Here is a 25564-nt window from a genome sequence, read left to right as displayed (position 1 = left end):
CTTGTGAGATGGGAAGTTGAATTGAACTCGGGCTAAAGTTAGTTAGCCGATTTGAGCCGGAACGGGATGCTGTGTGAAAAAGATAAACTTCCTTGTATTCGTCGAATACTGCGTCAGTTTCCTATTTTCACTTTGCATCCTTGCCGTTCCTAGCATCATGATTTTACCAACGGAAGTGTGCGAAGGCACGGTTAGCTTCAGCCATACGGTGAGTGTCTTCACGTTTCTTAACTGCTGCACCAGTGTTGTTAGCAGCATCCAAGATTTCTTTTGCAAGACGGTCTTGCATTGTGTGTTCACCACGAAGGCGAGCGATTGTTACCAACCAACGAAGTCCAAGTGTTGTACGACGTTCTGGACGAACTTCAACTGGGACTTGGTAGTTAGATCCACCAACACGACGTGCACGTACTTCAAGTACAGGCATGATGTTTTCCATAGCTGTTTCAAATACTTCAAGTGCATCGTTGCCAGTAGCTTCTTTGATTTGCTCAAAAGCACCGTAAACGATTGAAGCAGCTGTACCACGTTTACCGTCAAGCATAACGCGGTTGATAAGACGAGTAACTAGTTGTGAATTGTAAAGCGGATCTGGCAATACGTCACGTTTTGGAGCTCTATTTTTACGACTCATTTCTCTTTATCCCCTTTCCTTATGCTTTTTTCGGACGTTTAGTACCGTATTTAGAACGGCCTTGTTTACGATCGTTAACACCTGCAGTATCAAGTGCACCACGGACGATATGGTAACGTACCCCTGGAAGGTCTTTTACACGTCCACCGCGAAGAAGCACCACGCTGTGCTCTTGCAAGTTGTGTCCGATACCTGGGATGTAGGCAGTAACTTCGATAAGGTTGCTCAAACGTACACGAGCAAATTTACGAAGGGCAGAGTTAGGTTTTTTAGGTGTCATAGTTCCAACACGAGTTGCTACACCACGTTTTTGTGGTGAAGAAACGTTTGTTTGAACTTTTTTATGACTGTTGTAACCAACGTTCAAAGCTGGTGATTTAGATTTTTCTACTTTTGATTTACGCGGTTTGCGAACCAATTGGTTAATTGTAGGCATCTACATTCTCCTGTGTTTTTTTATTTTTGGTGATGATACACTTGGTGACAGCTATCATCTGTGTGTACTTTTGCAACATTTGTCAGCACGTCCCTGTACACTCTTGAGAGACCAAAAGTAAAAAGTACCGTATAACATTGTACCACTTTTTTTCTATTTTTGTCAATATATTTCTTCTTATTTTTTGACTTCTTTACTCTAAAATCTCTTTGAAAACAGTCACCTACCAGATAGACTCTTCAACCGACCACATAGACAAAGCTTCTTGTAATTGTCAAAAAAATGGTGTTTAATAGACTTGTAAGTAAGAGATCTCTATTACAACTAGATAAAGGAGAAATTATGAAAGTCAAACTCGACATTGATCAGCAGTATATTGAAGAACAAATCATCATAGAAGCACCAACTTTGTCCCCTAGAGTTCAAAAAGTTCAAGACTTTGTTCAATCGCTAGATCAAAAAGAAACTCTTAAAGGAAAATTTCAAGATCAGGTTTTTCTTATCGAAATTCAAAAGATTCAACGGATTTACATCGAGAATCGTAAAGTCTTGGCTGAAACGGACAGTCGAATCTATGCTCTCGACATTCGTCTCTACCAAGCAGTTGAAATCTTACCTGCTTCCTTTATCCAAATTTCCCAATCGGAAATTGTCAACATTGATGCTATCAGTCATCTAAAACTAACCTCTAACGGCTTGATTGAAATTTATCTTAAAAACGAAAGTTTCACCTACTCATCTCGCCGTTACCTCAAAGCTATTAAGGAGAAATTAGAACTATGAAAAAACAAGTATTTCACGATGCCACAACTGGTATCCTCATCGGCCTCATCCTATCTATTATCTTTTCGTTTATCCACTCACCAAGTAACTACGCACCTCTCAGCCACAACTCTTTGATTGGTCAATTCATGACCCAACATCAGGTGCATGGATCACTCGTCTTACTTTACTGTCTGCTTATCTGGGCAGCGATTGGAGTCCTCTTTAGTTTTGGTGGCCGTCTATTCGCTCAAGATTGGAGCCTTCTTCGTGCGACTGTCACTCACTTCTTCCTTATGTTGCTAGGTTTTGTACCTTTAGCAATCCTAGCAGGATGGTTCCCGCTTCACTGGACTTTCATCCTTCAACTCATCCCAGAGTTTGCAATCGTCTACCTCATCATCTGGATTGTTCTCTACAAAAGAGAATCTAAAAAAGTTGCACACATCAATCAACTATTGGCTCATAAAAAATAATACCTAAAAACCCACTCACAAAACGGAGTGGGTTTTTGCTTATAATTTTTGCTTCAGCTCTAACAAGAGATTCATGGCTTGCATAGGTGTTATATTGTAAACATCTACTTCAGCCAATTCTGCTAGGATAGGACTTTCTTCTTTTTCATCAAAGAGAGACATTTGCTCATTGACAGCATTCCTTTGATTGATAGAAATTGGATTTTCCTGACCTTGGCTCTCTAGTTGAGTTAGAATCGCATCCGCTCTTTTTAGCAAGTCTGCTGGCAATCCTGCAATCTTAGCAACGTGAATACCGTATGATTTATCAGCTGGCCCTGGTTCAATCTTATGAAGGAAGGTAACCTGACCATTTTGCTCAAGCGTAGCCACGTGTACATTTACTAGATGTTTAAGACTAGTCTCAAGACTAGTTAATTCATGGTAGTGGGTCGCAAAGAGAGTCTTGGCTCCAATATGCTCATGGATGTACTCGATGATAGACTGGGCTAAAGCCATCCCATCATAAGTTGCGGTTCCCCGACCAAGTTCATCAAAGAGAATCAGAGAGTTCCTGGTCGCATGACTAATAGCATTATTAGCTTCCATCATCTCTACCATAAAGGTGGACTGGCCTGAAACCAAGTCATCAGCTGCACCAATACGAGTGAAGATCGCATCAAAAATTGGCAGTCGAGCACTTTCTGCAGGGACATAAGAACCCATCTGAGCCATAACCGCTGTAATGGCTAGTTGACGCATGTAGGTTGACTTCCCGCTCATGTTCGGACCTGTAATTAGTTGAATGCTAGTATCTTCATCCATCTGGATACTATTGGGGATATAGGTCTGAGCTCCCATGACTTTCTCAACAACAGCGTGACGACCTTTTTGGATATCTATGCTAGACTCTTGCCCAAACTCTGGTCGAATCAGGTGTTGTTTTTCTGCAACTACTGCCAAGCCTTGTAAGACATCAACAGTCGCAATTCCTTGAGCTAGAGCCTGCAGGCGTTGGATATACTTGCCAACTTCCTCACGAATACGCATAAAGATTTCGTACTCTAGATTTGCTGATTTCTCACGCGCCTCTAGCATTTCACCTTCGATACGCGCTAACTCCTCTGTCCCAAAACGCTCAGAGTTTTTCAGAGTAGCCTTGCGGAAAAAATGGGCTGGAACATTGCCGAGCTGCGAATTGGTCACATGGAAATAGTAACCGTCTTTTTTATTGTAATCAATCTTGAGAGTATTGATGCCAGAGTTTTCTCTTTCCTTAGCTTCAATCTCAGCAATCCAACTAGTCCCCTCTCTGAGAACACGACGGTATTTGTCCAAGGTCTCGTCAAAGCCAGTCCGAATAATGCCACCCTCTGTAATCACGTGAGGAGCTTCCGGAGCAATAGCTGCACTAATGAGATTTTCCAACTCAGGAATAGCATCTAGTTGTTCAATCAGATAAGCTAGAGCTGGTTGCTCCATTCCCTCTAAAATGGCGCGAATCCTTGGAACACTTCCCAAGGTAGTCGCTAGTTGCAAGAGGTCTTTGGGATTGCTTTTCCCAAAAGAAACACGACTAGCCAAACGCTCGATATCGTAGACTCCCTTGAGGCTTTCCGTTAAATCACTACGCTCAAAGAAATAATCCAGAAAGACTTGCACAACCTCCTGACGTTCAAGGATACGGTCCTTGTCAATCAAAGGGCGTTGGATCCAAGAACGCAAGAGTCGCATACCCATTGCAGTTTTAGTCTCATCTAGCAACCAGAAAAGGCTGCCTTGTTTCTTACCTGAGCGAGCATTTTCAACCAAATCCAGACTAGCCTTGGTCGCAAAATCCATCTGCAAAAAATCTTTGATTTCATAACGGATAACAGGTTTTAAGTGATTCAACTCTCTCATCTGCGTCCGATGAACATACTGGAGAAGTTTTCCACTGGCTGCTCCTTCAACAGTTGTCAATCTTGAATCCAACAGGTGAACGTCTTCATATATTTCCTGTTCGTAGGAAAGGACTAGATTCATTTGACGACTGAGAATCTGCTCCTCTACTTCAGGCAAGTCATAACCAATCACCACTTCTCTAGCCTTGAGGTTACGGATTTCACCACAGACTAGAGAGAAATCTGATAATCCCGTTACATAGAAATCACCTGTCACTAGGTCCATATAGGCTAAACCATATTGAGATCCATCACGATCAATAGCTACCAAAAAGTTGTTTTGACTATCTGGCTTACTACTATCAACCACTGTCCCTGGTGTAATGACCTGGACGACCTCACGCTTAACGACACCCACAGCCTGTTTAGGGTCTTCCATCTGTTCAGCGATGGCAACCTTGTAGCCACGCTCAACGAGGACATCTATATACTGTTGGGCAGAGTGATAAGGAACACCAGCCATAGGAATAGGATTTTCAGCATTTTTATTACGACTGGTTAGTGAGATTTCTAGTATCTGGGCAGCATTGACTGCATCTTCATAAAACAACTCATAAAAATCACCCATACGAAAAAGCAAAAAAGCATCTGGATATTGTTTTTTGATATCCACATACTGTTGCATACCAGGTGATAATTTTTCAGTAGTCATTTACTCTCTCCTTGTAAAAACAGTCCTGAGAGAAGCTCTCAAGACCTTATCTATCTTCCATTAGCTCTAGCAAGCGTTCTTCCATCACTTTAGCAGCATGTTGATCTTTACAGATGACCAACAAGGTATTCGCTCCTGCAACCGTACCTAAAATCCATTCATCTTTATTTGAATCTACTACATTGGCTAAAACGGATGCTTCTCCAAGTTTAGTGTGGAGAACCAAGGTGAATTCGGCTCTTGCAACACCCTCTAAGTGATGTGAAAGGAATTCGACCAGATCAATCTTCTCTGTCTCATTTGCTAGCACATAGTAAACAACATCGTTTTTCTTAACTTTGGTTAAGCCAAGCTCTCGCAAATCACGGGATAAGGTCGTCTGTGTCACAAAGACATTACAAGCTTCCAATCGATCCTGGATTTCTTTTTGAGTGCCTAATTTTTCTTCTGTAATCATTCGCTTAATAAGCTGATGACGTTCTCTTTTTCTCATATGTTCCTCTCGAGTGCATATTTATAACATTTTACATTTTTTTAGTAAGAACATTATATCAAAAAAACTGGATATTTCAAAAAAATTCTCTTCTTTCCAAAAAAATGTAGTAAATTGTGTTAAAATAGTAGAAAAGCCCTAAAGGAGCCCTAAATGAATACAAAAGAATTGATTGCTAGCGAGTTGGCTAGCGTCATTGATAGCCTGGATCAAGAGGCTATTTTAAATTTACTAGAAACACCTAAAAACTCAGATATGGGAGATGTCGCCTTCCCTGCCTTCTCATTGGCAAAGGTTGAACGTAAAGCTCCTCAAATGATTGCTGCTGACATCGCTGAAAAGATCAATAGCCAAGCTTTTGAAAAGGTTGTAGCAACAGGTCCTTACGTAAACTTCTTCCTTGATAAAGCTGCCATTTCTGGTCAAGTTCTACAAAACGTTATTACTGAAAAAGAGCACTACGCTGACCAAGAGATTGGCAATCAAGAAAATGTTGTCATTGACATGTCTAGCCCTAATATTGCTAAACCATTTTCAATCGGTCACCTTCGTTCAACAGTTATCGGAGATAGCTTGTCACATATCTTCCAAAAAATCGGCTATAAAACTGTCAAGGTCAACCACTTGGGAGACTGGGGCAAACAGTTTGGAATGTTGATTGTTGCCTACAAGAAATGGGGTAACGAAGAAGCAGTTAAGGCTCATCCAATCGATGAACTCCTTAAGCTCTATGTCCGCATTAATGCTGAAGCTGAGAACGACCCAAGTTTGGATGAAGAAGCACGCGAATGGTTCCGCAAACTTGAAAACGGCGATGAGGAAGCTCTTGCTCTTTGGCAATGGTTCCGCGATGAAAGCTTGGTAGAATTTAACCGCCTTTACGATGAATTACAAGTTGAATTCGACAGCTATAACGGAGAAGCTTTCTACAATGATAAAATGGATGCAGTTGTAGACATCCTTTCTGAAAAAGGACTATTAGTCGAATCAGAAGGTGCTCAAGTTGTGAATCTTGAAAAATATGGAATTGAACACCCAGCTCTTATCAAGAAATCTGACGGTGCTACACTCTACATCACACGTGACTTAGCTGCGGCCCTCTACCGTAAAAACGAATATCAATTTGCTAAATCGATTTATGTCGTTGGTCAAGAGCAATCTGCTCACTTCAAACAACTCAAGGCTGTCTTGCAAGAGATGGGCTATGATTGGAGCCAAGACATTGTCCATGTTCCGTTTGGATTAGTAACAAAGGAAGGGAAAAAACTTTCTACTCGTAAAGGAAATGTTATCTTGCTAGAGCCAACTGTCGCAGAAGCCATCAGCCGTGCTAAAGCGCAGATCGAAGCAAAAAATCCTGAACTTGAAAACAAAGACCAAGTTGCTCATGCTGTTGGAGTTGGGGCCATTAAATTCTATGACCTTAAAACCGACCGTACAAATGGCTACGACTTCGACCTCGAAGCCATGGTATCCTTTGAAGGGGAAACTGGTCCTTATGTCCAATACGCTTACGCTCGTATCCAATCAATCTTGCGTAAAGCCGATTTCAAACCTGAAGCAGGTGCCAACTATAGTTTGAACGATGCCGAAAGCTGGGAAATTATCAAGCTAATCCAAGACTTCCCACGTATTATTAAACGTGCAGCTGATAACTATGAGCCGTCTATCATCGCTAAATTTGCAATCAGCTTAGCTCAAGCCTTTAACAAATACTATGCCCACACTCGTATCTTAGATGAAAGCCCAGAACGTGACAGTCGCCTAGCTCTCAGCTATGCAACAGCAGTTGTCCTTAAAGAAGCCCTTCGTCTGTTGGGTGTAGAGGCGCCAGAGAAGATGTAATTCGTTACAAGAGACTGAAACTAAAGTTCCTAGTCTCTTGACGGCAATCGCTATCGGGCGATTTGCCTAAACGCCTCACTAGTTTTAGGACATAAATATAATCGATTTAGGGGCCACGACGTCGTAAATAAGGCGACTTGCCTAAACGCCTTACTCATTCATCTAAACAAAAACGAGTAGAGAGGCGCTTTACAGTATCATCACTCAAAAAGTGAAAAACTTTACTTTTATCTTACCACCTACTTCTTTATCACTTAGGGAGAATTTTTATGAGCCAGTATGCTTATATTCTAGTTGTTATCAGTCTTCTTTTTCTCTTTCTTGTCAACAAATATGAAAAAGAGAAACTTCAAAGACTTCTTCAGAACCAACTATTGAAAGATCAAGCTTTTCGTGCAACTATCAAAGAGAAAATCCAAACGATAGAAAACATCAATGATGTCATTGACTACATTAACAAAGGTTACCGTTTAGGAATTCCCATTTCAAAAGAAATCGTTGACGAAATTCGCAAATAAGAAAAACTCGAGATACCATTTCTCGAGTCTTTTTTATTTATTTCTGACAGCTAAGATTTCTACCAGGATAACAATCCCTAAGGATACCATGGTTCCAAATGGTGCTGCATCTTCATCAAAAATTTTATCAGAAAACATCATCAGACTAATTGCCAAGAGCAACAAAGCACTGCATAGCATAATATCCTTGAAGCTTGGTTTGCGTTTTATATACTTTAAAAATGATCTCTGTAATTTACTCATTTGAACTGTTCTCTTTTGAAATAATTCTATGATCCATGGGATAAAAATCTAGCCCAGCAACTCTATCCTCTTACAAGGATTCAAGTTCATAAAGCTCTGCAATAATACCTGCAACCTTTTTGATATCTCCTAGCATTCCGCGCATCTCAAAGTCAGCTAGGACTGGAAAACCAAAGCGCTGGCTATATTGCTTGGCGGTCAAACAGTATTGGTTATTGAAATTGCGGTTACCCGATCCTACGACACCAAAACACTTGCTAGCATTATCACCATATGCGATAAAGTCACCTACTGGAGTGGTCAAGATTTCCACATCTCCATTATCAACGCCATTGCCACCTTCTAGGTAAGTCGGTAGAAAAGCTACATATGGGTTGGTCATCTCAAAGAAGTCTTCTCCTTCCTTGACCAAGTCTTTAATATGAATTTTTTCCACATCAATATTCGCATACTGCTCCAACAAATAAGCTTTCAAACGTGTCACAAAACTCTCCGTGTTCCCGCTCAGACTGATATAAACTAAGGAAATTTTTTTCATCTTTTCCTCCCTCTTTCTCGAATCCAAAAAAATAACTACCAAGATTGTATCTTGATAGTTATCCTTTGTCAACTCTTAGGCGAGTTCTTCCTCTTGAGATTCTGTTAGTTCTTTTTGCTGACGCCATATTTTATAAAAGACGATTCCCAAAAAGATAACATTGATGACGATGAATATGATAGTGGTTACTTTTGACATGACTTCCATTCCTAAACGAAGGGTGTCATCTTTAATCAATTGCATAGCATCTTGTAGATTCATATTGTCATGGACTAGTCCAACAATGGCTAGCAAGGCATATCCAACATAAGTGTAGTTTGCCAACTGCAAGTTCTTACGAATTAAGAAAACAAAGGCTACTACAACTAGGATAGCAGATAGAATAATGAGTATCGTGTTAAAAATAGAGTGAGATGACTCAGACACTTGGTGGGCATAGTTAACAGCATCTTCTATTTGTTGAGCAGTAAGTGTTCCAACATTTTCTTGGCTAGCACGAAGGGCGTCCTTACTAGGTACTGGAGTGAGTATTCCAACTACTGCCAAGAATGAACTAATCGCTGATAACACCAATAAAACCCATAGATAGATTGGTTTCTTTTTCATAAAAGCAACCTCCTCATATTTTTGAATTTATTATAGCATATTTTAAGATGGAAGACAAAAGTTAGAGGGTAACCTCAATTTGCTTGCGGTAGGCCTTAGGAGACTTTCCACATAGTTTTCGAAAGACCTTGTAGAAATAGCCTACATTACTGTAACCAACTGTATAGCAAATGTCCTCAATACTATCATTTGTAGATAGTAAGAGTTGCTGAGCTGCTTTAATCCGTTGCTTATTGAGAAGTTCTGCAAAAGTTGAATTGGTTTCCTTCTTGATTAACTGACCTAAGTAAACAGGATTGATAAAGAGATCCTTACTGATATCCTTGAGAGAAAGCTCTTTTTTATAGTCTCTACCAATGACTTCGAGTACACTGACGACATTTTCATTCATGCGGTATTGACCAAAGAAGGACGTCAAGGTTTCTTTTGTATAAGCCACTAAGTCTTCAAAGTTAGTAATAGCATGAATTCTCTTGACAATATCTGTCATGTCGTCTGCTTTCAAATGCTCAAAGAGATGGAAGACATCCATAACAAACTGAGTAAAGAGTTGCTTGGTGATGGATACTCTAGGTGTGTTTTCTAGCACAATCTTCTCGAGTAGGTTTAACTCATCGATAATCTGCTGAAGATTTCCCTGGATAATCACCCGATAGATGGGTTCATAATATGAGAAGAGACTTTCAGACTGATCGAGGTTTACAGTTCCATAGAAAAGTGCTTTTTCTACATTAAATTTCCATTTCTCAAAGTTGGCCTGATAAGGTGCCCCAAAAGGCAGAACGAGTAAACCGTCGAATTTCTGGTCCGCAATCACAATTTGCCAGTCCTGACCTAAAACGTAGTAAGGAATAACAAAATCCCCTTGTTTTTCTTTTGAAAGACCAATCCACCAGTTTTCTTTTTGAGAAAGATGCGCATTAAATGCTTCTTCATCTAATTTTTGACTTAACATTTCTGGTTCATGCACTTTCTCACGAAGCTGACCAAGGATTTTCTCAAGTAAATGCTCCAGCTCGATCTTATCAACTGGTTTGACAAGGTAGTCTACAACATTGAGATTCATAGCTTTTTTGACATAGTCAAATTCTTGATAACCCGAGAGAAGGATATAATATGCATCTGGCAAGAGTTCCTTCATCTCTCCAATCATTTCAAGACCTGTCTTGTCGGGCATGTTGACATCAGAAATGACGACATCTACAGGATGCTCTCGAACATAGTCCAAAGCCTCGTCAGCATGATTGGCTGTTGCAACGACTTCCATATCCCACTTGTCAAAAGGAATCAAACGCTTGAGTCCTTCTGTAATCATGTATTCATCGTCAACTAATAGTACTTTATACATGTTTATCCTTCCTCTTCGTCCTGAATGGTGATTCGATAGTGAACGCCTTCCTGTTCAGCCGATTCAACACTAATATCATAGCGGTCTCCAAAGTAGAGCACAAAACGTTCGTGGATATTCACAATCCCAATAGACTGCCGTTTCCTACTATAATCTGCTGTATGTTCAAAGGTTCTTTGAGACAGTTTAGCTTGGATTTCTGCTAGTTTTTCAGCAGACATTCCACGGCCATTATCAGTTACCAAGATTTCGACATAGCCATCTTGTTTCAAAGCCTTGATACTGATAACATTATCTGTTCTTTTATGATCAACTCCATGGGCAAAATAATTTTCCACTAAAGGTTGGAGGGTGAACTTTGGAATACGCATTTCTTCCAATTCAGGATCAATTTTAAATCCATAGGCAATGGATTTTGGATAGCGAACCATACAGAGATAACTGTACTTCCGACAAAACTCCACTTCTTGTTTGAGTGTCGTTTCTCGCTCGTCAGAGATATTATTGCGCAGGAGACTACTGAACTCATAGATGATATCTGCTAATTCATTTTGGTTCTCCATAACTGCATACATCCGCAAAAATTCCAAAGTATTATACATGAAATGCGGATTAATCTGAGCTTGTAGCGCTCGCATGTTGGCATCTTTTTGATTGAGTTCCAGCTGATAAATATCGTGAATGTTACTTTCCAGTCGATCCAACATATCATTTGTCGACTCAGCAATTAGAAGCAACTCCTGATCCTTTTTATCTGTATCGATTCTCTTGGTCTGCTCTCCCTTAGTAATGGCTTGAATGGAATCCACCAAGTCCACAACCTGACTTTGATAGTCAGAAAAGGTCCTTCTTAAGGTCATATATAAAATGATGATAAAGAGGACGCTCAAACCTAAAATAAGTGTCGAACTTGCTAAGGTCCCACTCCAAACATAATCCTTTGGTACAGCTACTCGAACTTGATAACCATGGGCTGTTGTTCCTACTAACCAAGATTCATTAGTCCCTTTTGCCCCTATATAGAACATATCTGTTTCATATGGTGCAATGACAGTTACTGCTACAGGAATTGTTCCCCTAGTATTGTCAATCGCCTTATAGAGGAATTCTGGTTCTACGGAAATATAAATGACCCCTAGAGCTTGGTCCGATATGGGATCAGACACTGGAACAGCGAAACTATTGGCGTCCGGTTTAAAGCTATCAGCTGGAATCTTCTGTCCACCTCGGTTTCCTCTTTTGGAAACAAATACATCTGTTGAATCCTGTAGAACAATCGACACACCCGTTACAAAATCGTTTCGCACGTATATATCATCAATATTTTCATAAATGGAAACAGAAATATAAGGCGACGCCTTGCGTTCTAACTGCCAATAAAAATAATCCGGCGTGCTGAGACTAAAATATTTGTAAATCCCTTCGATGCGGGCTTGATTCTCGACCAATTCCTGAGCTAGGCGGGTTGATTCTCGATAATAGTATTCAACCTCATCAACTGTTCGAGCGAGAACACGCTGGCCAACACGATTGGCTTCCCTTTCACGCATATCCCAGTCTGCATAAGAAATCAAGAGAGCAAAGCAGGAAATGATGATAATCATTACCAGACTATAAATTCTTAGGAGTGAGTGGAGGCGAAACTGTTTGGTCTTATTTGGTTGCCAATTTTTCATGAATACTTTCATAAACAGGCTCCAATAAATCACTAATAAAGAAATGCCACATCCCAATACCTACAAAAGCGATGAGGGCCGGCATATAGAAACCAATAATGGCTAACAAGACGCTACCAAATAGAACCTTGGCCACTGCTGATAAACTCATAAAAATTCCGATAAAGGCAAGCTTTAGGGTGTTTTTATAGGATAATTCAAAGTAAACCTGCAACTTTAAAGATACCGTATAGGCCAAAAATACCAAGGCTACTAAAAAGATATTTAGAAAGGTTGCTGCCAAGTGAATAATAGTCTGGTTTGGCAATTGAATCATCAGATACAAGCCATAAATCAAGATGAAGTCAATCCCTATAAAGGTGTAAAAACTGAGATTGCTTTTTACAAAATTGCTCTTAAATAAAGCCCATGCTTCCTTGAAACGATAAGCACGATAAGAATAACCGTGTTCTGCATATAAACTCATGAGAGTTGCACTAGCGGGTGCTATACCAAAGACCACTCCTCCTGCTAGTGTCAATAACCAAAAATAAGCCGTCGCAATCATCCCCAAAAAGAAACGATGAAAGACTAGCTCAATGAAATTTCCCACGGTTTGCCTCCTATACATTAATCTAGTTTTATTATAACATATTTCAAGCGCTCTCAAAAATAGGAGCAGTAAAAAATAAATACATTTATTGGTTTAATAATGATATTTGTACTAAAATAAAGATAGATAGAGATACCGATTAATGACCAAAGAGGGTTTCAGAAAAGTTCAACATCTTTGCAGATTAAATAATTACTATTCAAATCAATTATTGGCTTTATAAAATAACGAAAGGAGTACTAGCCATGACTATTTCTATTTTAAGAACTACTTTGTTTTGTGTTGTGCTTATATTGAGCCTTTTCTCTGATAAATTGTTCAAACAACATGTAAAAATCGTAAAAATAATTTGCACTATAATCTTATTAGTCATTTCATTATCATATCTGTTCTAAGTTATTTTAAGAATACAGGAATTTGTTCGTCCTGTATTCTTTTTTCTGCCAAAATGTACATTGATCAAATAAATAACAAGTTGATAAAATTGATATGTGATTTCAAAACAAGACAAAAACGCTCCAGGCAATAGGACTAGAGCGTTTTTCTTATGTATTGATTCGTATTGAATGCTTACTTCACTTCTGTAAACACAACGTGTTTGCGAAGTTTTGGTGAGTATTTCTTCAATTGAAGACGGTCTGGAGTGTTACGTTTGTTTTTAGAAGTAAGGTACAAGCGTTCACCAGATTCTTTGTGTTCAAGTGTAATATTTACGCGCATGGTATCTCCCTTCTATTATTCAGCTGATGCAGCTTTAGCGATCTTACGTCCTTTGTAGTATCCTTTAAGTGATACGCGGTGAGAACGTGAGTAATCTCCAGTAGTTTCGTCAAAGTTTACAGATGGAGCTGTTACTTTGTAGTGTGTACGACGTTTGTTTTTCTTCGCTTTTGAAGTGCGACGTGCAGGTACTGCCATTTTGTTTTCTCCTTTTAAGATATAATTCAGTTAGGTTTGATTTTCATCAACTTTAATAGTATATCAAAACTTTTTTGTAAAGTAAAGTTACTTGACAAAAAAAGATTAATTTTTTTATAGTTCATTATTGAATTGTCTGAAAATTCAAGAATTTTCTTCTGTTATTCATGCGTAAATTGTGCTATAATGGAACAAACTGAAACAGGAGGGACTTGAATGACAGAATTAGATAAACGTCACCGCAGCAGCATTTATGATAGCATGGTTAAATCACCAAACCGTGCCATGATGCGAGCAACCGGGATGACAGATAAAGACTTTGAAACACCGATTGTAGGGGTCATTTCAACCTGGGCAGAAAACACTCCATGTAATATTCACTTGCATGACTTTGGTAAGCTTGCAAAAGAAGGTGTCAAATCAGCTGGTGCTTGGCCGGTTCAATTTGGAACCATTACGGTAGCTGATGGGATTGCTATGGGAACGCCTGGTATGCGTTTCTCTTTGACATCTCGTGATATTATTGCGGACTCTATCGAAGCTGCTATGGGTGGCCACAACGTAGATGCCTTTGTAGCTATCGGTGGTTGCGACAAGAACATGCCTGGTTCTATGATTGCCATTGCCAATATGAATATCCCAGCTATTTTCGCCTACGGTGGTACTATCGCCCCTGGAAAACTAGATGGCAAAGACATCGACTTGGTTTCTGTATTTGAAGGAATCGGAAAATGGAACCACGGTGATATGACGGCTGAAGATGTCAAACGCCTCGAATGTAATGCCTGCCCTGGCCCTGGTGGTTGTGGTGGTATGTATACTGCCAACACCATGGCTACTGCTATCGAAGTTTTGGGTATGAGTTTGCCAGGCTCTTCTTCGCACCCCGCAGAGTCTGCTGATAAGAAAGAAGATATCGAAGCAGCTGGACGCGCCGTTGTCAAAATGCTTGAACTTGGGATCAAACCATCTGATATCTTAACTCGCGAAGCCTTTGAAGATGCCATTACAGTTACTATGGCTCTCGGTGGTTCTACAAATGCTACTCTTCACTTGCTCGCCATTGCCCATGCGGCTAATGTTGACTTGTCACTTGAGGACTTCAATACCATCCAAGAGCGTGTGCCTCACTTGGCCGACCTGAAACCTTCTGGGCAGTATGTCTTCCAAGACCTCTACGAAGTTGGTGGTGTACCAGCGGTTATGAAGTACTTGTTGGCAAATGGATTCCTTCACGGAGACCGTATCACATGTACTGGTAAGACTGTTGCTGAAAACTTAGCTGACTTTGCAGATTTGACACCAGGGCAAAAAGTCATTATGCCACTTGAAAATCCTAAACGTGCAGATGGTCCGCTTATCATCTTGAACGGTAATCTTGCTCCTGACGGTGCGGTAGCCAAGGTATCAGGTGTGAAAGTTCGTCGTCACGTTGGTCCAGCCAAGGTATTTGATTCTGAAGAAGATGCTATCCAAGCTGTCTTGTCTGATGAAATCGTTGATGGCGATGTTGTCGTTGTTCGTTTTGTTGGTCCTAAGGGTGGTCCTGGTATGCCTGAGATGCTCTCACTTTCATCAATGATTGTTGGTAAAGGTCAAGGAGACAAGGTTGCTCTCTTGACAGACGGACGCTTCTCTGGTGGTACTTATGGTCTGGTTGTTGGACATATCGCTCCTGAAGCACAGGATGGTGGACCAATCGCCTACCTCCGTACAGGTGATATCGTCACTGTTGACCAAGATACTAAAGAAATTTCCATGGCTGTATCTGATGATGAACTTAAAAAACGTAAGGCAGAAACAACCTTACCACCACTCTATAGCCGTGGTGTCCTCGGTAAGTATGCCCATACCGTATCTTCTGCATCACGTGGTGCCGTTACAGACTTCTGGAATATGGAACAATCTGGTAAAAAATAAGCAAATCAAAAGCAAGCCCTTATGGCTTGCTTTTTTGTAATTTCAAAATAGATAACTATCGTGGTGGCAGTCCAAGTGCTATGCGTCCATAACGACTAATGCGTGTGATCTTCCAAGCCGGAGACCAGGTAACTTCAACCTTGACATCTTCAATGCCATCAATTTGTTTTAAACCTACTACGATCTCAATCGGCAAACTTTCTGCACAATCACAGGCAGTATCAGTGAAGGTCATGACAATCGTACAAAGTCCAGCCTCATCTAAATGAATCTCATAAATCAATCCAAGGTTGTATACATCTAGCTCTACATCTGTATCATAAACTTTTTCGAGCACTTCAATGATTTGGTCTTCCAATGCTAGAGCACGGTCATTAATCTTGATGTCTTCTCTCATTGTATTCCCTCCATTTTTTGACTGCTCCTATTTTCTCATAATTCTGACAATTTGGCAAGTTTTTCCCAATCCTGTTTAAAGCAAAAAAGTAGAGATTTGTACTGCCCCCAAAAAGTTAGACAATTAATTTACCCAAAGGATTTAGTTCTGTATTGTACAGGACTAAGTCCTTTTAGTTTTACCTTAATTCGTTTGTTGTTGTAGTAATCAATATAGTCTACAATAGCTTGTTCCAAGTGCTCAAGTGACTGAAACGTATTCTCATAACCATAAAACATTTCAGACTTAAGAATGCCAAAGAAAGATTCCATCATACCGTTATCTGGGCTATTTCCCTTACGTGACATAGATGGTTGGATTCCCTTATTCTTTAAAAAATGATGATAGAAATCGTGTTGGTATTGCCATCCTTGGTCACTATGGAGAATTGTATTTTCGTAATGGTTCTCTGTAAAGGCTTGTTCTAGCATAGCTTTCATTTGTACTAAGTTCGGTGAAGTAGAAAGATTGTAGGAGATAATTTCGCTGTTAAAGCCATCTAAAACTGGTGATAAATAAAGCTTTTGACTGCTTGCTGGAATGGTAAATTCTGTCACATCTGTGTAGCACTTTTGCATTGGTTTGGTTGCTTCAAATTGACGTTGAATAAGATTGTCTGCTTTCTTGCCAATCTCTCCTTGGTATGAAGAATACTTCCGTTTACGACGAATTCGAGCACTTAAACCAAGGACCTTCATTAGACGTTGCACCTTCTTATGATTCACTACAAAACCACGATTCCTCAATTCAAGAGTCATTCGACGATAGCCGTAATTCCCTTTATGCTCAGTAAAAATAGCTTGAATTTCAACTTTAACATCATAATCTTTATCGTTTTGATCGAGCTGTTTTAAATGATAATAATAAGTTGAACGGGCAAGCTTAATAATCTTTAGAAGAATCTCTAAAGAAAACTCTGTTACCAATCCTCGGACAATTTCCGTTTTTCTTCTTGCTCTTTTTCGTCCCTCAATCGGAGTTCTCTCAACTTTTTTAGAACAGCATTCTCCGCTCTCAGGTATTCATTTTCTGCTTGAAGACGTTCTAACTCTGTCATCTCTTCAGGTTTCTTCTTTGACTTACGTCCCATTTTAGGTGGTCTCCCTCTTATTTTCTCAACAATAGTATACCCGTTTTTCTTGTATTGTGCCAGCCAATTCGAAAGTAATCCACTACTTGGAAGAGCATAATCCAGAGACACCCTAATTTGTGAACGACCTTCAAGAAGAACTTTATCAATGATCTCTTGTTTTAGTTCAGGAGAATAGTAACAATTCTTTCCTTTTTTGACGATTTTTATCCCATAACGATCAATCAATTTAATCATGTACTGAAGATTAGAAATATTTATCCCAAATTGATTTGAAAGCTTTCTAAAGCTCTCTCCTTGCTTTTTGAGTTCATAGATCCGAACTTTATCTTCATAAGTTAATTTCATAATAAAACACCCCAAAAGTTAGATTTTTTCCTGTCTAACTTTTGGGGTGCAGTTCAATTCTATCTCTACTTTTTATTGATTATTTTGATTTGACAGGTTTGTCTGCCAGAGCTTTAACGGCATTATTAATAGTTTCTGCATAAAGTTTAGCGCCTTCATCCTGCTTAGTGGTATCACTACCGAAGTGAACTCGGTCTGTCCCTTTCCAAATATCTGGATGATCTTTGGCGACTTGATTCCAATCTGCAAGTGCAATATATGGATACTTTTGTGCCAATTCACGCGCATAGCTTGCATACTGTTCTACGTAAGGTTGCGTTTCCTGCGTTGTATCACCCTCGTATGGAGTTACAAGGACAAGCTGATGTCCCTTAGGTAGATTTGTTATCAGTAGATCCAAATCAGCCTTATAATCTTCAGGATTATTAACACCAGTCGCGATGACTACAATTTTAGGCAAGGCTTTATTCTGACTGTAATTCAGCATCAATGCATTTGCTTGTTTGGTATTTCGACTGACTTGACCATCAATCTGAGCATCTGGTAAGATTTCTTTCAGTCCATCTGAAGCACGCAAGGTGACAGAATCTCCGATGATGGATACACCGTCAGCTATATTGTAACGACTTGCTTCTGCTTGATCGGCCATAGTTTTTGTTCGAGTAATATTAGTTTGGGCTTGATTGAGACCAGTAACCATCAAATCCGTTTCAAAAGCACCTACTTGTGGAGCTATCAGTATCACGACCAAGGTAATCAAACTAAGAACTCCAACACTACCAGCAAAGATTGGCTTGATGTGAGGAATTTCTTCTGCCATTCGCAAGAGTTTGCTGGACTTCCCTGCAATCAAAGGTTCAATCACATAGAAAGAAAGGGTTGCGAAAAGATAAGTGAAGATAATCGTTAGAATCACTGCTAGTATATTTCCCACCAATTGAGAGAAAATAATATAAAACGGCCAGTGGAAAAGATAGACGGCATAGCTAGTGTCTGCTAAAAAACCGATAATCTTTGGTTCTTCGATTGTCGGAGTTTTCTCATGCAAAAGTCGTGCTGCAACAATCATCAGAAGTGTAGCTAAACTTGCTAACAAGAAGCCAAGTAAATAGGCAAAGAGATAAGTGAATTTCACAAAGAAAGTCAATAAGAGCAAGACTCCTAGACCAGCCCCAAAGACTAGCAAAGTCTGCTTCAAATCCAAGCTTCTATTCAAACGTTTAAGAAGTGGCGTTGCATGACGAACCCCAATTACGGTAGCAAGCACACTACCTAAGAAGAACGGAAATACATGAGTCAAAGTTGAGAAGTAGAGTGTTGAGTAGGAACTAACGATAAAGCTACCAATAAACATAGAAAGGAAGCTAATCATAAATGTTGCTGAGGAAAGCAGGAAAATCATTCCTCGTAGTTGTCCACTTGTTTTTGCTCGTTTGGACAAGAACCAGACTGCTAAGCCCCACAAGATATAGTAATGAACTTCAACAGCTAAGCTCCAGTTGTGAACAAAGAGGTGAGGGATAAACTGAGATTCATAACTTCCTCCTGTCAACATTTCATAGAAGTTAGTCATAAATCCAAGAACACCGGCAATTTGACCGCCGATTCCTGCCACATAATCCTGACGAACCAAAAACGTGAAAGGCATAACAACGAGGACCATCAAAACAACTGGCGGAAAAATTCGATAGAAGCGTCGTCTAAAAAATCCTAGGACATCAATCTTACCTTTTTGTCCAAATTCTTCTAATAATAGTGAAGTAATTAAAAAACCTGAAAATGTGAAGAAGACGTCAACCCCAAAGAAACCTCCTGGGAAAAGCGTCTGAAAGAAATGGTACAAGAGTACCAAAAGTAAACCTGTAATCCTAATTAAGGAAAACCATTTAATACGCATACGAGTTTATTCTCCATTCATTAGATTGGCAAAAAAGCCATCTAATTTTCAATCCATAATACCTTTATTCTATCAAAAAAAACAGAAAAATCCTAAGATAAAACTTAGGATTTTTAGCTGACATTAAGTTAAATTTAGAAATTACGTCCAGACTTGTTATAGCCATATTTTTCAACAAAATGCTCACGGAATTCCAAAAGATTATCATCCATGATAGCCTGACGAACCTGCTTCATGAGGTTGAGCAAGAAGTAAAGGTTATGGTAACTTGTCAAGCGGATACCAAAGGTTTCATCAGCCTTGAGCAAGTGACGAAGATAGGCACGGGTGTAGTTCTTACATGTGTAGCAATCACACTCTGGATCAAGTGGTGTGAAGTCCTCAGCAAACTGGGCATTCTTGACAACCAAACGTCCTTGGCTAGTCATACAAGTACCATTACGAGCGATACGCGTCGGCAAGACACAGTCAAACATATCTACCCCACGAATCACCCCATCAATCAAGCTATCTGGCGCTCCTACCCCCATCAAGTAACGAGGTTTATTTTCAGGAAGAAGTTGGGTCGTAAAGTCCAAAACTGCATTCATCTCCTCATGGGTTTCTCCAACGGCTAGTCCACCGATAGAGTAGCCTGGGAAGTCCATGCTGACAAGGTCTTGAGCTGACTGACGACGAAGGTCTTCAAATCCTGCCCCTTGTACAATCCCAAATAAACCTTGGTCATGTGGACGACGGTGAGCTTTCAAGCCACGTTCAGCCCAACGACTGGTACGTTCGATTGATTTTTTTACATAATCATAGGGTTGATAAAATTGAGGGCACTCATCAAAGGACATCATGATGTCTGAACCTAAATTATTTTGGATAGAGATGGCCTTTTCTGGTGACAAGAACATCTTAGAACCATTGAGGTAATTCTTAAACGTTACCCCTTCTTCTGTGATATTACGGCTATCTGCTAGAGAATACACTTGGAAACCACCACTATCTGTTAAGATTGGTTGATCCCAGTTCATGAACTTATGCAGCCCCCCAGCACGGGCAATGAGTTCGTCACCTGGTCGAAGCCACAAGTGATAAGTGTTGGACAGGATTATTCCCGACCCCATCTCTTTCAATTCTTCAGGAGACTGAGTTTTTACCGTCGCTTGAGTTCCGACCGGCATAAACATAGGCGTTGGAAAAGTTCCATGGGGTGTAATAATCTCCCCAAGACGAGCTCCTGTGTGTTTTTCTTTTTTAATCAATCGATATTTGATTGGTGAATCTGACATTTTTTACCTCCGAAGCTGGGAAAGACAGTCCCAGTTCTTACTTTGTGCCCAAGGGCATACTGTATGATTCTATCAAAAAAAACAGGAACTGTCACGAACTATGGTATAATGAAAGAATGAAGTACCCAAAAATTAATTTAAAAGAAGTTCGCCAGCAGGCTAGACAATTTCAAGCTGAACACCCACGTCTGCTGCTTGTCTTTTTATTGCCAAGTATTCTCTTGATTCTATCGAGCTTCATCAGACCTTTATCCCTTCTCGACGAGGGCATTCTTGAACAGTCCTTCTTGAGTTTTCTAGGGATCACAATCCAATCTGCTCTCTTTCCGATTGCCGTTGGATTTACAAGCTCCATTATCCTAGCTGGTGCTCTCTTTACTACCATTAATCTTTACAGAATTTCTGAGATAGAGCTTTCCTTTAAAGATAGCCTGTCCTTGCTTGACAACCGCTTCTTTACCCAGACATTTCTAACTCTATTGCTCAAGCGTTTCTATCTCTTTTTATGGAGCATTCCTAATCTTTTTGGAGTCTACTTGCTCTTTTATAGCAGCGCTATGGCTCGTAAATTTGTGGAACTTCATCCCGAATTCCCATCTGTCGACGTGACAAATCCAGATATCGAACACTTCCTACTTACTTTCGCGCTCTACTTCTTTGGTAGTGTCCTTGTAATGATTTTAGGAACTATTCTCTATCTGCCACAATATTATGCCTATTCCCAAGTTGAACTGCTCTTATGTGACACCCTTGCAATCGGGATTGCTAAACCAAGTCGTGTGCTACATACCAGCCGCTTTCTCATGAAAGGCTATAAGTTTCAACGCTTCGTCCTTGATTTACAGCTACTTCCATGGTATCTCCTTATCTGGATAAGCTTTGGAATTGCAAGTATTTCTATCTTCCCTTATATCTACAGTAGCCAAATCTTCTTCTATCAAAGGTTACTTGAAATCAAGCGGAGAAAAGTTTAAGATCAGTTATTAAAAACCAGCACCTTCATAGAAAGTGCTGGTTATTTTTATTTTAATAAGAGGATGCTCAAAAGAGTTAAGATTGCTGGACCACCTTGCTTGAGAATGATTTTTTTATCTGCAGTTAAGGCACCATAGGTCGCTGCTCCTATGACAAATAAAACAAAGATTGTTACGATTTCTAAGCTATGTGAGAAATAAATTCCGTAAATAAGAAACACCCTAATCAAGGCATTATAAATTCCTTGGTTTTTAAACAGTGAGGTGACAGATGGTCGTGCTAATTCTTCCTTGTTCATATTAAAGACACGGCTGGTTGCGTCTGATTGGGTTGCGATACTTTCCAAATAAAAAATATAAAAATGCTCGAGGGCAACGATAGTTGCTAAGATAGTAGTAATGATTGACATCGTTTTCTCCTTAAAATTCTATTTTTTCTAAACCTGAGACTAGTTTTGTTAGTAAAGTTATCAGCTCTCTCTGCTCAGTTGTCGATAAAATGCTCTCCATCTGTTCCTTCACTCGCAAGTGATGTTTAGGCGGATTGACCAAGAGTTGATTCTTGGCTTCTTGGGTTAATTCAACTAAAACTTCCCGCTGATTGATCGGATTACGCTTACGACTGACATAACCTTCTGACTCCAGTATCTTAAAATGGCGGGTCAAGGCTGCTTGGTCAATCCGTAACTTCTCCTGAACAGCAATTTGTGTACAAGGTGATTTTTGTAGTAAAAACTGCAGGATTTGATAGCGGGTCAAACTAATTCCCAATTGTTTTTCAAAAAGTTGAGTGATCGTTTGATCTGTTAAATGGAGCTGGTACAGTAATTCATGCATTTTTAGTATTTTCTCCTTTTGTAAATATTTGATTTATCAATAATTGACTTATCAAGTCTACTACAAATAAATTGACGATGCAAATCTTTTGCTCACTCCGAAAAAAGCCTCTTGGTTTCAATCCCAAAAGGCTATTTTTTTATATTCCTAGATAAAATCCAGCGCTAACCTACCAAATCTGCTCGAAGGATTTCTCCCTCTTTATCGATGACAACTTCGATAGCATGGCCTGCAAAAATTTCCTCGCTATCATCATAGTAGAGAGTCAATTCCCCATCTTCGTTGATCGATAGTTCACTCAAGGAAAGTGAGTTGGTAAAATACTCTTCTGTTAACTCCACATCATTTTCATCTGAATCAATCCAGTCTTGAGCTGTTTCCCACAGTTCTTTGACGATATAGTCTTTAATCTTAGCATCTTGAACTTGGAAAGATCCCATAAATTTCTTTAAATCATCGAAAGAACTTGGAGGAAGACTTTCATCTGCACCCGCATCAAACATAGCATGAATCTTACCGCCTTCATAGGTGATGAAGCCTTCAAACCAAGAATATGCTCTATTTAGGGTGAACTCCCCAATAGCGTCTCGAATGATAACAGGTTTCTGGTAGGTTTCAATCAAGGTCTCTAACCTAGCATCCGTAGATTGGTCATCTAGGTATTCCAGCAAGCGGTAGCAATTGTTCGCCACTTCTGACATATAAGGCTCTAACTCCATGAAGGGACGTTTTTGACACTTAATGCGGTGAATTTTGTAGGGTTCAAAACTAAAGCCCCAATGCTTTTCTTTAAATTCTTCCGGAGTCAGGAGCCATTCCAAACGTCCTTCAAGTTCAGAAAAGTCCTGAGTTTCGACATTGACACTAGCTTTAAAATGAACGGACGGCATTAGACATCCATCTTTTAAAGAAGCAGCCCCATTTACATTTTGGAGGGTAAAAATCAAGAGCTCAACAATTTCTCCACAAAATTCCTGTTCAAAATCATCTCTTGTTTTCTCAAATGGGGGTTTTAATCGGTTTGTCATTCTTATCATCCTTTCGCTCTATGCTTAAAATCGTTAGTGTAGCTTTGTATCCGCTTACATTATATCGTGTTTTAAATTTTATTTCACTTATAAAGTGTGTCATAACAAAAAAAGAAGCGGAAACTCAAGTTCCCAACTTCTCATTATTCTTAGTTCATCGATACGTGTACGTGGTCATAGTGGTTTTCTGTAACGCTTCCACGATCTGGCATTGGATTCCAAGTGTAGGCTGGTCCGTATTTGCTATCAAATGGTGCGTAGAAACGTTGTTTCCAGATGATGTAACTGATGCCACGGCTAGCCATATTTTGGATAGCATAATCTGCAATTTGGTCACCTAGGGCTGAACTTACTGGAACCATAAAGTCAATAGCAAGACCTTTTCCGTGATCCCCACTATCTCCTGGGCGGTAACCACTAAATGATGTGATACCGAACAAGTTAGCTACTTCTTCTTTAAAGGCAGCCGTTTGTGGTTGTAGACCTGCATTTTCTGATTTTGAAGCTGCAATACTTGCATAATCAGGAGCGGCTGGCGCTGTATAAGTTGCTGATGCACCTTGACTTGGTTCAGCTTGATAAGTTGCTGGAGCTGACTGAGCTTCTGTTACTTCTTCAGTAGTAGCTTCTGTTGTAGTTGTCTCCTCAACTGTAGTCGTTGTTTCTTCAACAGTTGTAGTTGGTTCAGCAACTGTAGTTGTTGGTTCAGCGATCGTAGTTGTTTCCTCAACAGTAGTTGCTGTTTCTTCGACGGCAGATGTTTCTGCTGCAGCCTCTGTAGTAGTATCTACTACTGTTTCTTCTGCTGGTGTTGCAGTTTCTGTTGTTGCATCCTCACTAGCTTGTGAATCTGTTGTTTCTGCTACAACCTCTGTTTCTTCAACTGGTTGAGTCAAATCTTCAACTTTTACAGTTTGATCATCAACAGTGACTTGGTTGTTTGTCAAATCTGCTGTCGCAGTTGTTCCTTCACCACTGTTTTCTTGAGGTGTGTATACTTCAACTTCTGTTACTTCTTCATCTTCGTTAACAGTTGTAGTAAGAACTGTCTCAGGGAAAATCAAATCAATATTGCTGATCTTGTTCAAGTTAGCAAGGACATTTAAGTCTACTCCCAAAGCTTCTGCAATTGTACTTAGGGTATCTCCGTACTTAATTGTATAACTTGTTTTATTTTCGCTTTTAGCAACATCGTTTTGAATTTGCTCTACTGTACGTGGCGACCATGCAATTTCCTCTGCTTGAGCTGCCAAAGAAGGGGCAAGTGATAAAGCTACTGTTGATGCTAAAATAATTCTTATCTTCATACTATTCAAACTCCTTTTCAAATGTAGTACCTGTCTATCATAACACAAAGAAAAAATTAAAAAAGCCCTTTTGGGGCTATTTAACAGAACTGTACATTCGTTGTAACAAATCAAATTACTTGAAATAGTTTGTTAGTTTCTTGTCATCAAGCTGACACATTCTTCCTAAAAAACTCTAGAAAGAAAGCGAGCTAATATCTTCTAAATGCTCTATCTGTTGATTACAAGCTGCGGGAGAGGCAAGGAAATTGATACTCTGGATGCCACTGTTTTGAGCAAAATCGATATCCAAAGTTCTATCTCCTATATAATAGGTCTGTTCTGGATCCAAGTGGTATTTATCGATGAGGTAGGTAGCTGCTTCTGGACTTGGTTTACGAGCAAAACCGCTCTGGCTTGTCAAAATTTCTGTAAAATAAGAATCCAATCCTAGATCACGTAAAATGGTAAAGGCATTGTCTCCTTTATGAGTATAGACAAATTGCTGAATTCCTTGCTGATCTGCCCAAGCTAGAACCTCACGTGCACCTGGCATCAAGACGACTTGGGCATTTTTTTCAGCCAAGCTCTGAGCACGAACTTGATTGAGGAGCCCTACATCTAGTCCTCGCTCTTTTGCCACTTGCTCCAATAAATCCTGGACAGAATATTTCAAGATAAAAGCTCTAACTTCTTTCTTATTATAAGGAAGAGAAAACTGACGATAGGTTTCCTCAATTCCTGCTAAAATGGCTTCATAAGAATCCAGTAAGGTTCCATCCAAATCCCAAATAAAAGCTGTTTCTTGCATT

The 25564-nt window shown here is 39.7% G+C and carries 27 protein-coding genes; 6 read left to right on the top strand and 21 right to left on the bottom strand.

The window, feature by feature from the left end; genetic code table 11:
- Positions 1–163 precede the first annotated feature (163 nt).
- Together rpsG and rpsL are read right to left on the bottom strand one after the other, a co-directional pair.
- Entirely contained in the window at positions 164–634 is a 471-nt protein-coding gene (rpsG, locus tag HW271_RS01095) for a 30S ribosomal protein S7 (RefSeq protein ID WP_000087873.1), read from the bottom strand.
- 19 nt (positions 635–653) lie between these two features.
- Complete coding sequence (gene rpsL / locus HW271_RS01090; RefSeq protein ID WP_001142333.1) at positions 654–1070, bottom strand: 30S ribosomal protein S12; 417 nt, start codon at positions 1068–1070, stop codon at positions 654–656.
- Between the two features lie 342 nt (positions 1071–1412).
- Between rpsL and HW271_RS01085 the strand changes: the two genes are divergently transcribed.
- Complete coding sequence (locus HW271_RS01085; RefSeq protein WP_178894536.1) at positions 1413–1853, top strand: LytTR family DNA-binding domain-containing protein; 441 nt, start codon at positions 1413–1415, stop codon at positions 1851–1853.
- On the top strand, positions 1850–2308 hold the full coding sequence (locus HW271_RS01080) for a DUF3021 domain-containing protein (protein ID WP_178894535.1): 459 nt from the start codon (positions 1850–1852) through the stop codon (positions 2306–2308). Before HW271_RS01085 ends, HW271_RS01080 begins: the two co-directional genes overlap by 4 nt.
- Before the next feature lie 39 nt (positions 2309–2347).
- Here the strand turns inward: HW271_RS01080 and mutS are convergent, their stop codons facing one another.
- Together mutS and argR are read right to left on the bottom strand one after the other, a co-directional pair.
- Positions 2348–4882: a DNA mismatch repair protein MutS gene (gene mutS / locus HW271_RS01075; RefSeq protein WP_178894534.1), complete on the bottom strand. Its 2535-nt coding sequence runs from the start codon at positions 4880–4882 to the stop codon at positions 2348–2350.
- A 46-nt stretch (positions 4883–4928) separates the two neighbouring features.
- A complete protein-coding gene (gene argR / locus HW271_RS01070) occupies positions 4929–5375 on the bottom strand; it encodes an arginine repressor (RefSeq protein ID WP_178894533.1) in 447 nt (148 codons plus the stop codon).
- A 153-nt stretch (positions 5376–5528) separates the two neighbouring features.
- Between argR and argS the strand changes: the two genes are divergently transcribed.
- Positions 5529–7220, top strand: a complete 1692-nt coding sequence (argS, locus tag HW271_RS01065; protein ID WP_178894532.1) for an arginine--tRNA ligase — start codon at positions 5529–5531, stop codon at positions 7218–7220.
- 269 nt (positions 7221–7489) lie between these two features.
- Positions 7490–7738 (top strand): MarR family transcriptional regulator, encoded by a 249-nt coding sequence (locus HW271_RS01060; RefSeq protein ID WP_178894531.1) that lies wholly within the window; start codon positions 7490–7492, stop codon positions 7736–7738.
- 33 nt (positions 7739–7771) lie between these two features.
- Here HW271_RS01060 and HW271_RS01055 read toward each other — a convergent pair whose 3' ends face one another.
- The 8 genes from HW271_RS01055 to rpmF form a co-directional block, all read right to left on the bottom strand.
- Positions 7772–7981 carry a hypothetical protein gene (locus HW271_RS01055; protein WP_178894530.1) on the bottom strand — a complete coding sequence of 70 codons (210 nt, stop codon included), beginning with the start codon at positions 7979–7981 and terminating at the stop codon, positions 7772–7774.
- A gap of 70 nt (positions 7982–8051) precedes the next feature.
- A complete protein-coding gene (gene nrdI, locus HW271_RS01050; protein ID WP_070678690.1) occupies positions 8052–8519 on the bottom strand; it encodes a class Ib ribonucleoside-diphosphate reductase assembly flavoprotein NrdI in 468 nt (155 codons plus the stop codon).
- Positions 8520–8594: 75 nt separating this feature from the next.
- Positions 8595–9125: an ABC transporter permease gene (locus tag HW271_RS01045; RefSeq protein WP_178894529.1), complete on the bottom strand. Its 531-nt coding sequence runs from the start codon at positions 9123–9125 to the stop codon at positions 8595–8597.
- A gap of 61 nt (positions 9126–9186) precedes the next feature.
- Positions 9187–10473 (bottom strand): response regulator transcription factor, encoded by a 1287-nt coding sequence (locus HW271_RS01040; protein ID WP_178894528.1) that lies wholly within the window; start codon positions 10471–10473, stop codon positions 9187–9189.
- A gap of 2 nt (positions 10474–10475) precedes the next feature.
- Positions 10476–12149 (bottom strand): sensor histidine kinase, encoded by a 1674-nt coding sequence (locus HW271_RS01035; protein WP_178894527.1) that lies wholly within the window; start codon positions 12147–12149, stop codon positions 10476–10478.
- Entirely contained in the window at positions 12127–12759 is a 633-nt protein-coding gene (locus HW271_RS01030; RefSeq protein ID WP_302851380.1) for a YesL family protein, read from the bottom strand. Before HW271_RS01030 ends, HW271_RS01035 begins: the two co-directional genes overlap by 23 nt.
- A 552-nt stretch (positions 12760–13311) precedes the next feature.
- A complete protein-coding gene (rpmG, locus tag HW271_RS01025; RefSeq protein ID WP_001265622.1) occupies positions 13312–13461 on the bottom strand; it encodes a 50S ribosomal protein L33 in 150 nt (49 codons plus the stop codon).
- A gap of 15 nt (positions 13462–13476) precedes the next feature.
- A complete protein-coding gene (rpmF, locus tag HW271_RS01020) occupies positions 13477–13659 on the bottom strand; it encodes a 50S ribosomal protein L32 (protein ID WP_000290417.1) in 183 nt (60 codons plus the stop codon).
- A 216-nt stretch (positions 13660–13875) separates the two neighbouring features.
- On the opposite strand from rpmF, the gene ilvD reads away from it, so the two are divergent.
- Entirely contained in the window at positions 13876–15579 is a 1704-nt protein-coding gene (ilvD, locus tag HW271_RS01015) for a dihydroxy-acid dehydratase (protein WP_178894525.1), read from the top strand.
- Between the two features lie 55 nt (positions 15580–15634).
- On the opposite strand, the gene HW271_RS01010 is transcribed toward ilvD, so the two are convergent.
- The 4 genes from HW271_RS01010 to tgt form a co-directional block, all read right to left on the bottom strand.
- The gene (locus HW271_RS01010; RefSeq protein ID WP_178894524.1) at positions 15635–15976 is read right to left on the bottom strand and encodes a metal-sulfur cluster assembly factor; all 342 of its coding nucleotides are present in this window, start codon (positions 15974–15976) and stop codon (positions 15635–15637) included.
- A 128-nt stretch (positions 15977–16104) separates the two neighbouring features.
- A protein-coding gene (locus HW271_RS01005; RefSeq protein WP_178894523.1) for an IS3 family transposase occupies positions 16105–17453 on the bottom strand; the annotation gives its coding sequence in 2 pieces (ribosomal slippage) (positions 16105–17012 and positions 17012–17453; 1350 coding nt in all).
- 79 nt (positions 17454–17532) lie between these two features.
- A complete protein-coding gene (locus tag HW271_RS01000) occupies positions 17533–19350 on the bottom strand; it encodes an acyltransferase family protein (RefSeq protein ID WP_178894522.1) in 1818 nt (605 codons plus the stop codon).
- 134 nt (positions 19351–19484) lie between these two features.
- Positions 19485–20627 carry a tRNA guanosine(34) transglycosylase Tgt gene (tgt, locus tag HW271_RS00995; RefSeq protein WP_178894521.1) on the bottom strand — a complete coding sequence of 381 codons (1143 nt, stop codon included), beginning with the start codon at positions 20625–20627 and terminating at the stop codon, positions 19485–19487.
- Between the two features lie 116 nt (positions 20628–20743).
- On the opposite strand from tgt, the gene HW271_RS00990 reads away from it, so the two are divergent.
- Positions 20744–21601 (top strand): DUF975 family protein, encoded by an 858-nt coding sequence (locus HW271_RS00990; RefSeq protein ID WP_178894520.1) that lies wholly within the window; start codon positions 20744–20746, stop codon positions 21599–21601.
- Positions 21602–21648: 47 nt separating this feature from the next.
- Here HW271_RS00990 and HW271_RS00985 read toward each other — a convergent pair whose 3' ends face one another.
- The 5 genes from HW271_RS00985 to HW271_RS00965 all read right to left on the bottom strand — a co-directional run bounded on the left by HW271_RS00985 (position 21649) and on the right by HW271_RS00965 (position 25563).
- Positions 21649–22011, bottom strand: a complete 363-nt coding sequence (locus HW271_RS00985; RefSeq protein ID WP_178894519.1) for a DUF1304 domain-containing protein — start codon at positions 22009–22011, stop codon at positions 21649–21651.
- 10 nt (positions 22012–22021) lie between these two features.
- Entirely contained in the window at positions 22022–22438 is a 417-nt protein-coding gene (locus tag HW271_RS00980) for a MarR family winged helix-turn-helix transcriptional regulator (protein WP_398588023.1), read from the bottom strand.
- A 164-nt stretch (positions 22439–22602) separates the two neighbouring features.
- The gene (locus tag HW271_RS00975) at positions 22603–23466 is read right to left on the bottom strand and encodes a DUF2262 domain-containing protein (protein ID WP_178894518.1); all 864 of its coding nucleotides are present in this window, start codon (positions 23464–23466) and stop codon (positions 22603–22605) included.
- Positions 23467–23615: 149 nt separating this feature from the next.
- The gene (locus HW271_RS00970) at positions 23616–24773 is read right to left on the bottom strand and encodes a LysM domain-containing protein (protein ID WP_178894517.1); all 1158 of its coding nucleotides are present in this window, start codon (positions 24771–24773) and stop codon (positions 23616–23618) included.
- 175 nt (positions 24774–24948) lie between these two features.
- Complete coding sequence (locus HW271_RS00965; protein ID WP_178894516.1) at positions 24949–25563, bottom strand: HAD family hydrolase; 615 nt, start codon at positions 25561–25563, stop codon at positions 24949–24951.
- Position 25564: the final 1 nt, after the last annotated feature.

This window comes from Streptococcus sp. oral taxon 061 (genome assembly GCF_013394695.1).
Taxonomy (GTDB): Bacteria; Bacillota; Bacilli; order Lactobacillales; family Streptococcaceae; genus Streptococcus.
This window is presented reverse-complemented; position numbering and strand designations above follow the sequence as displayed.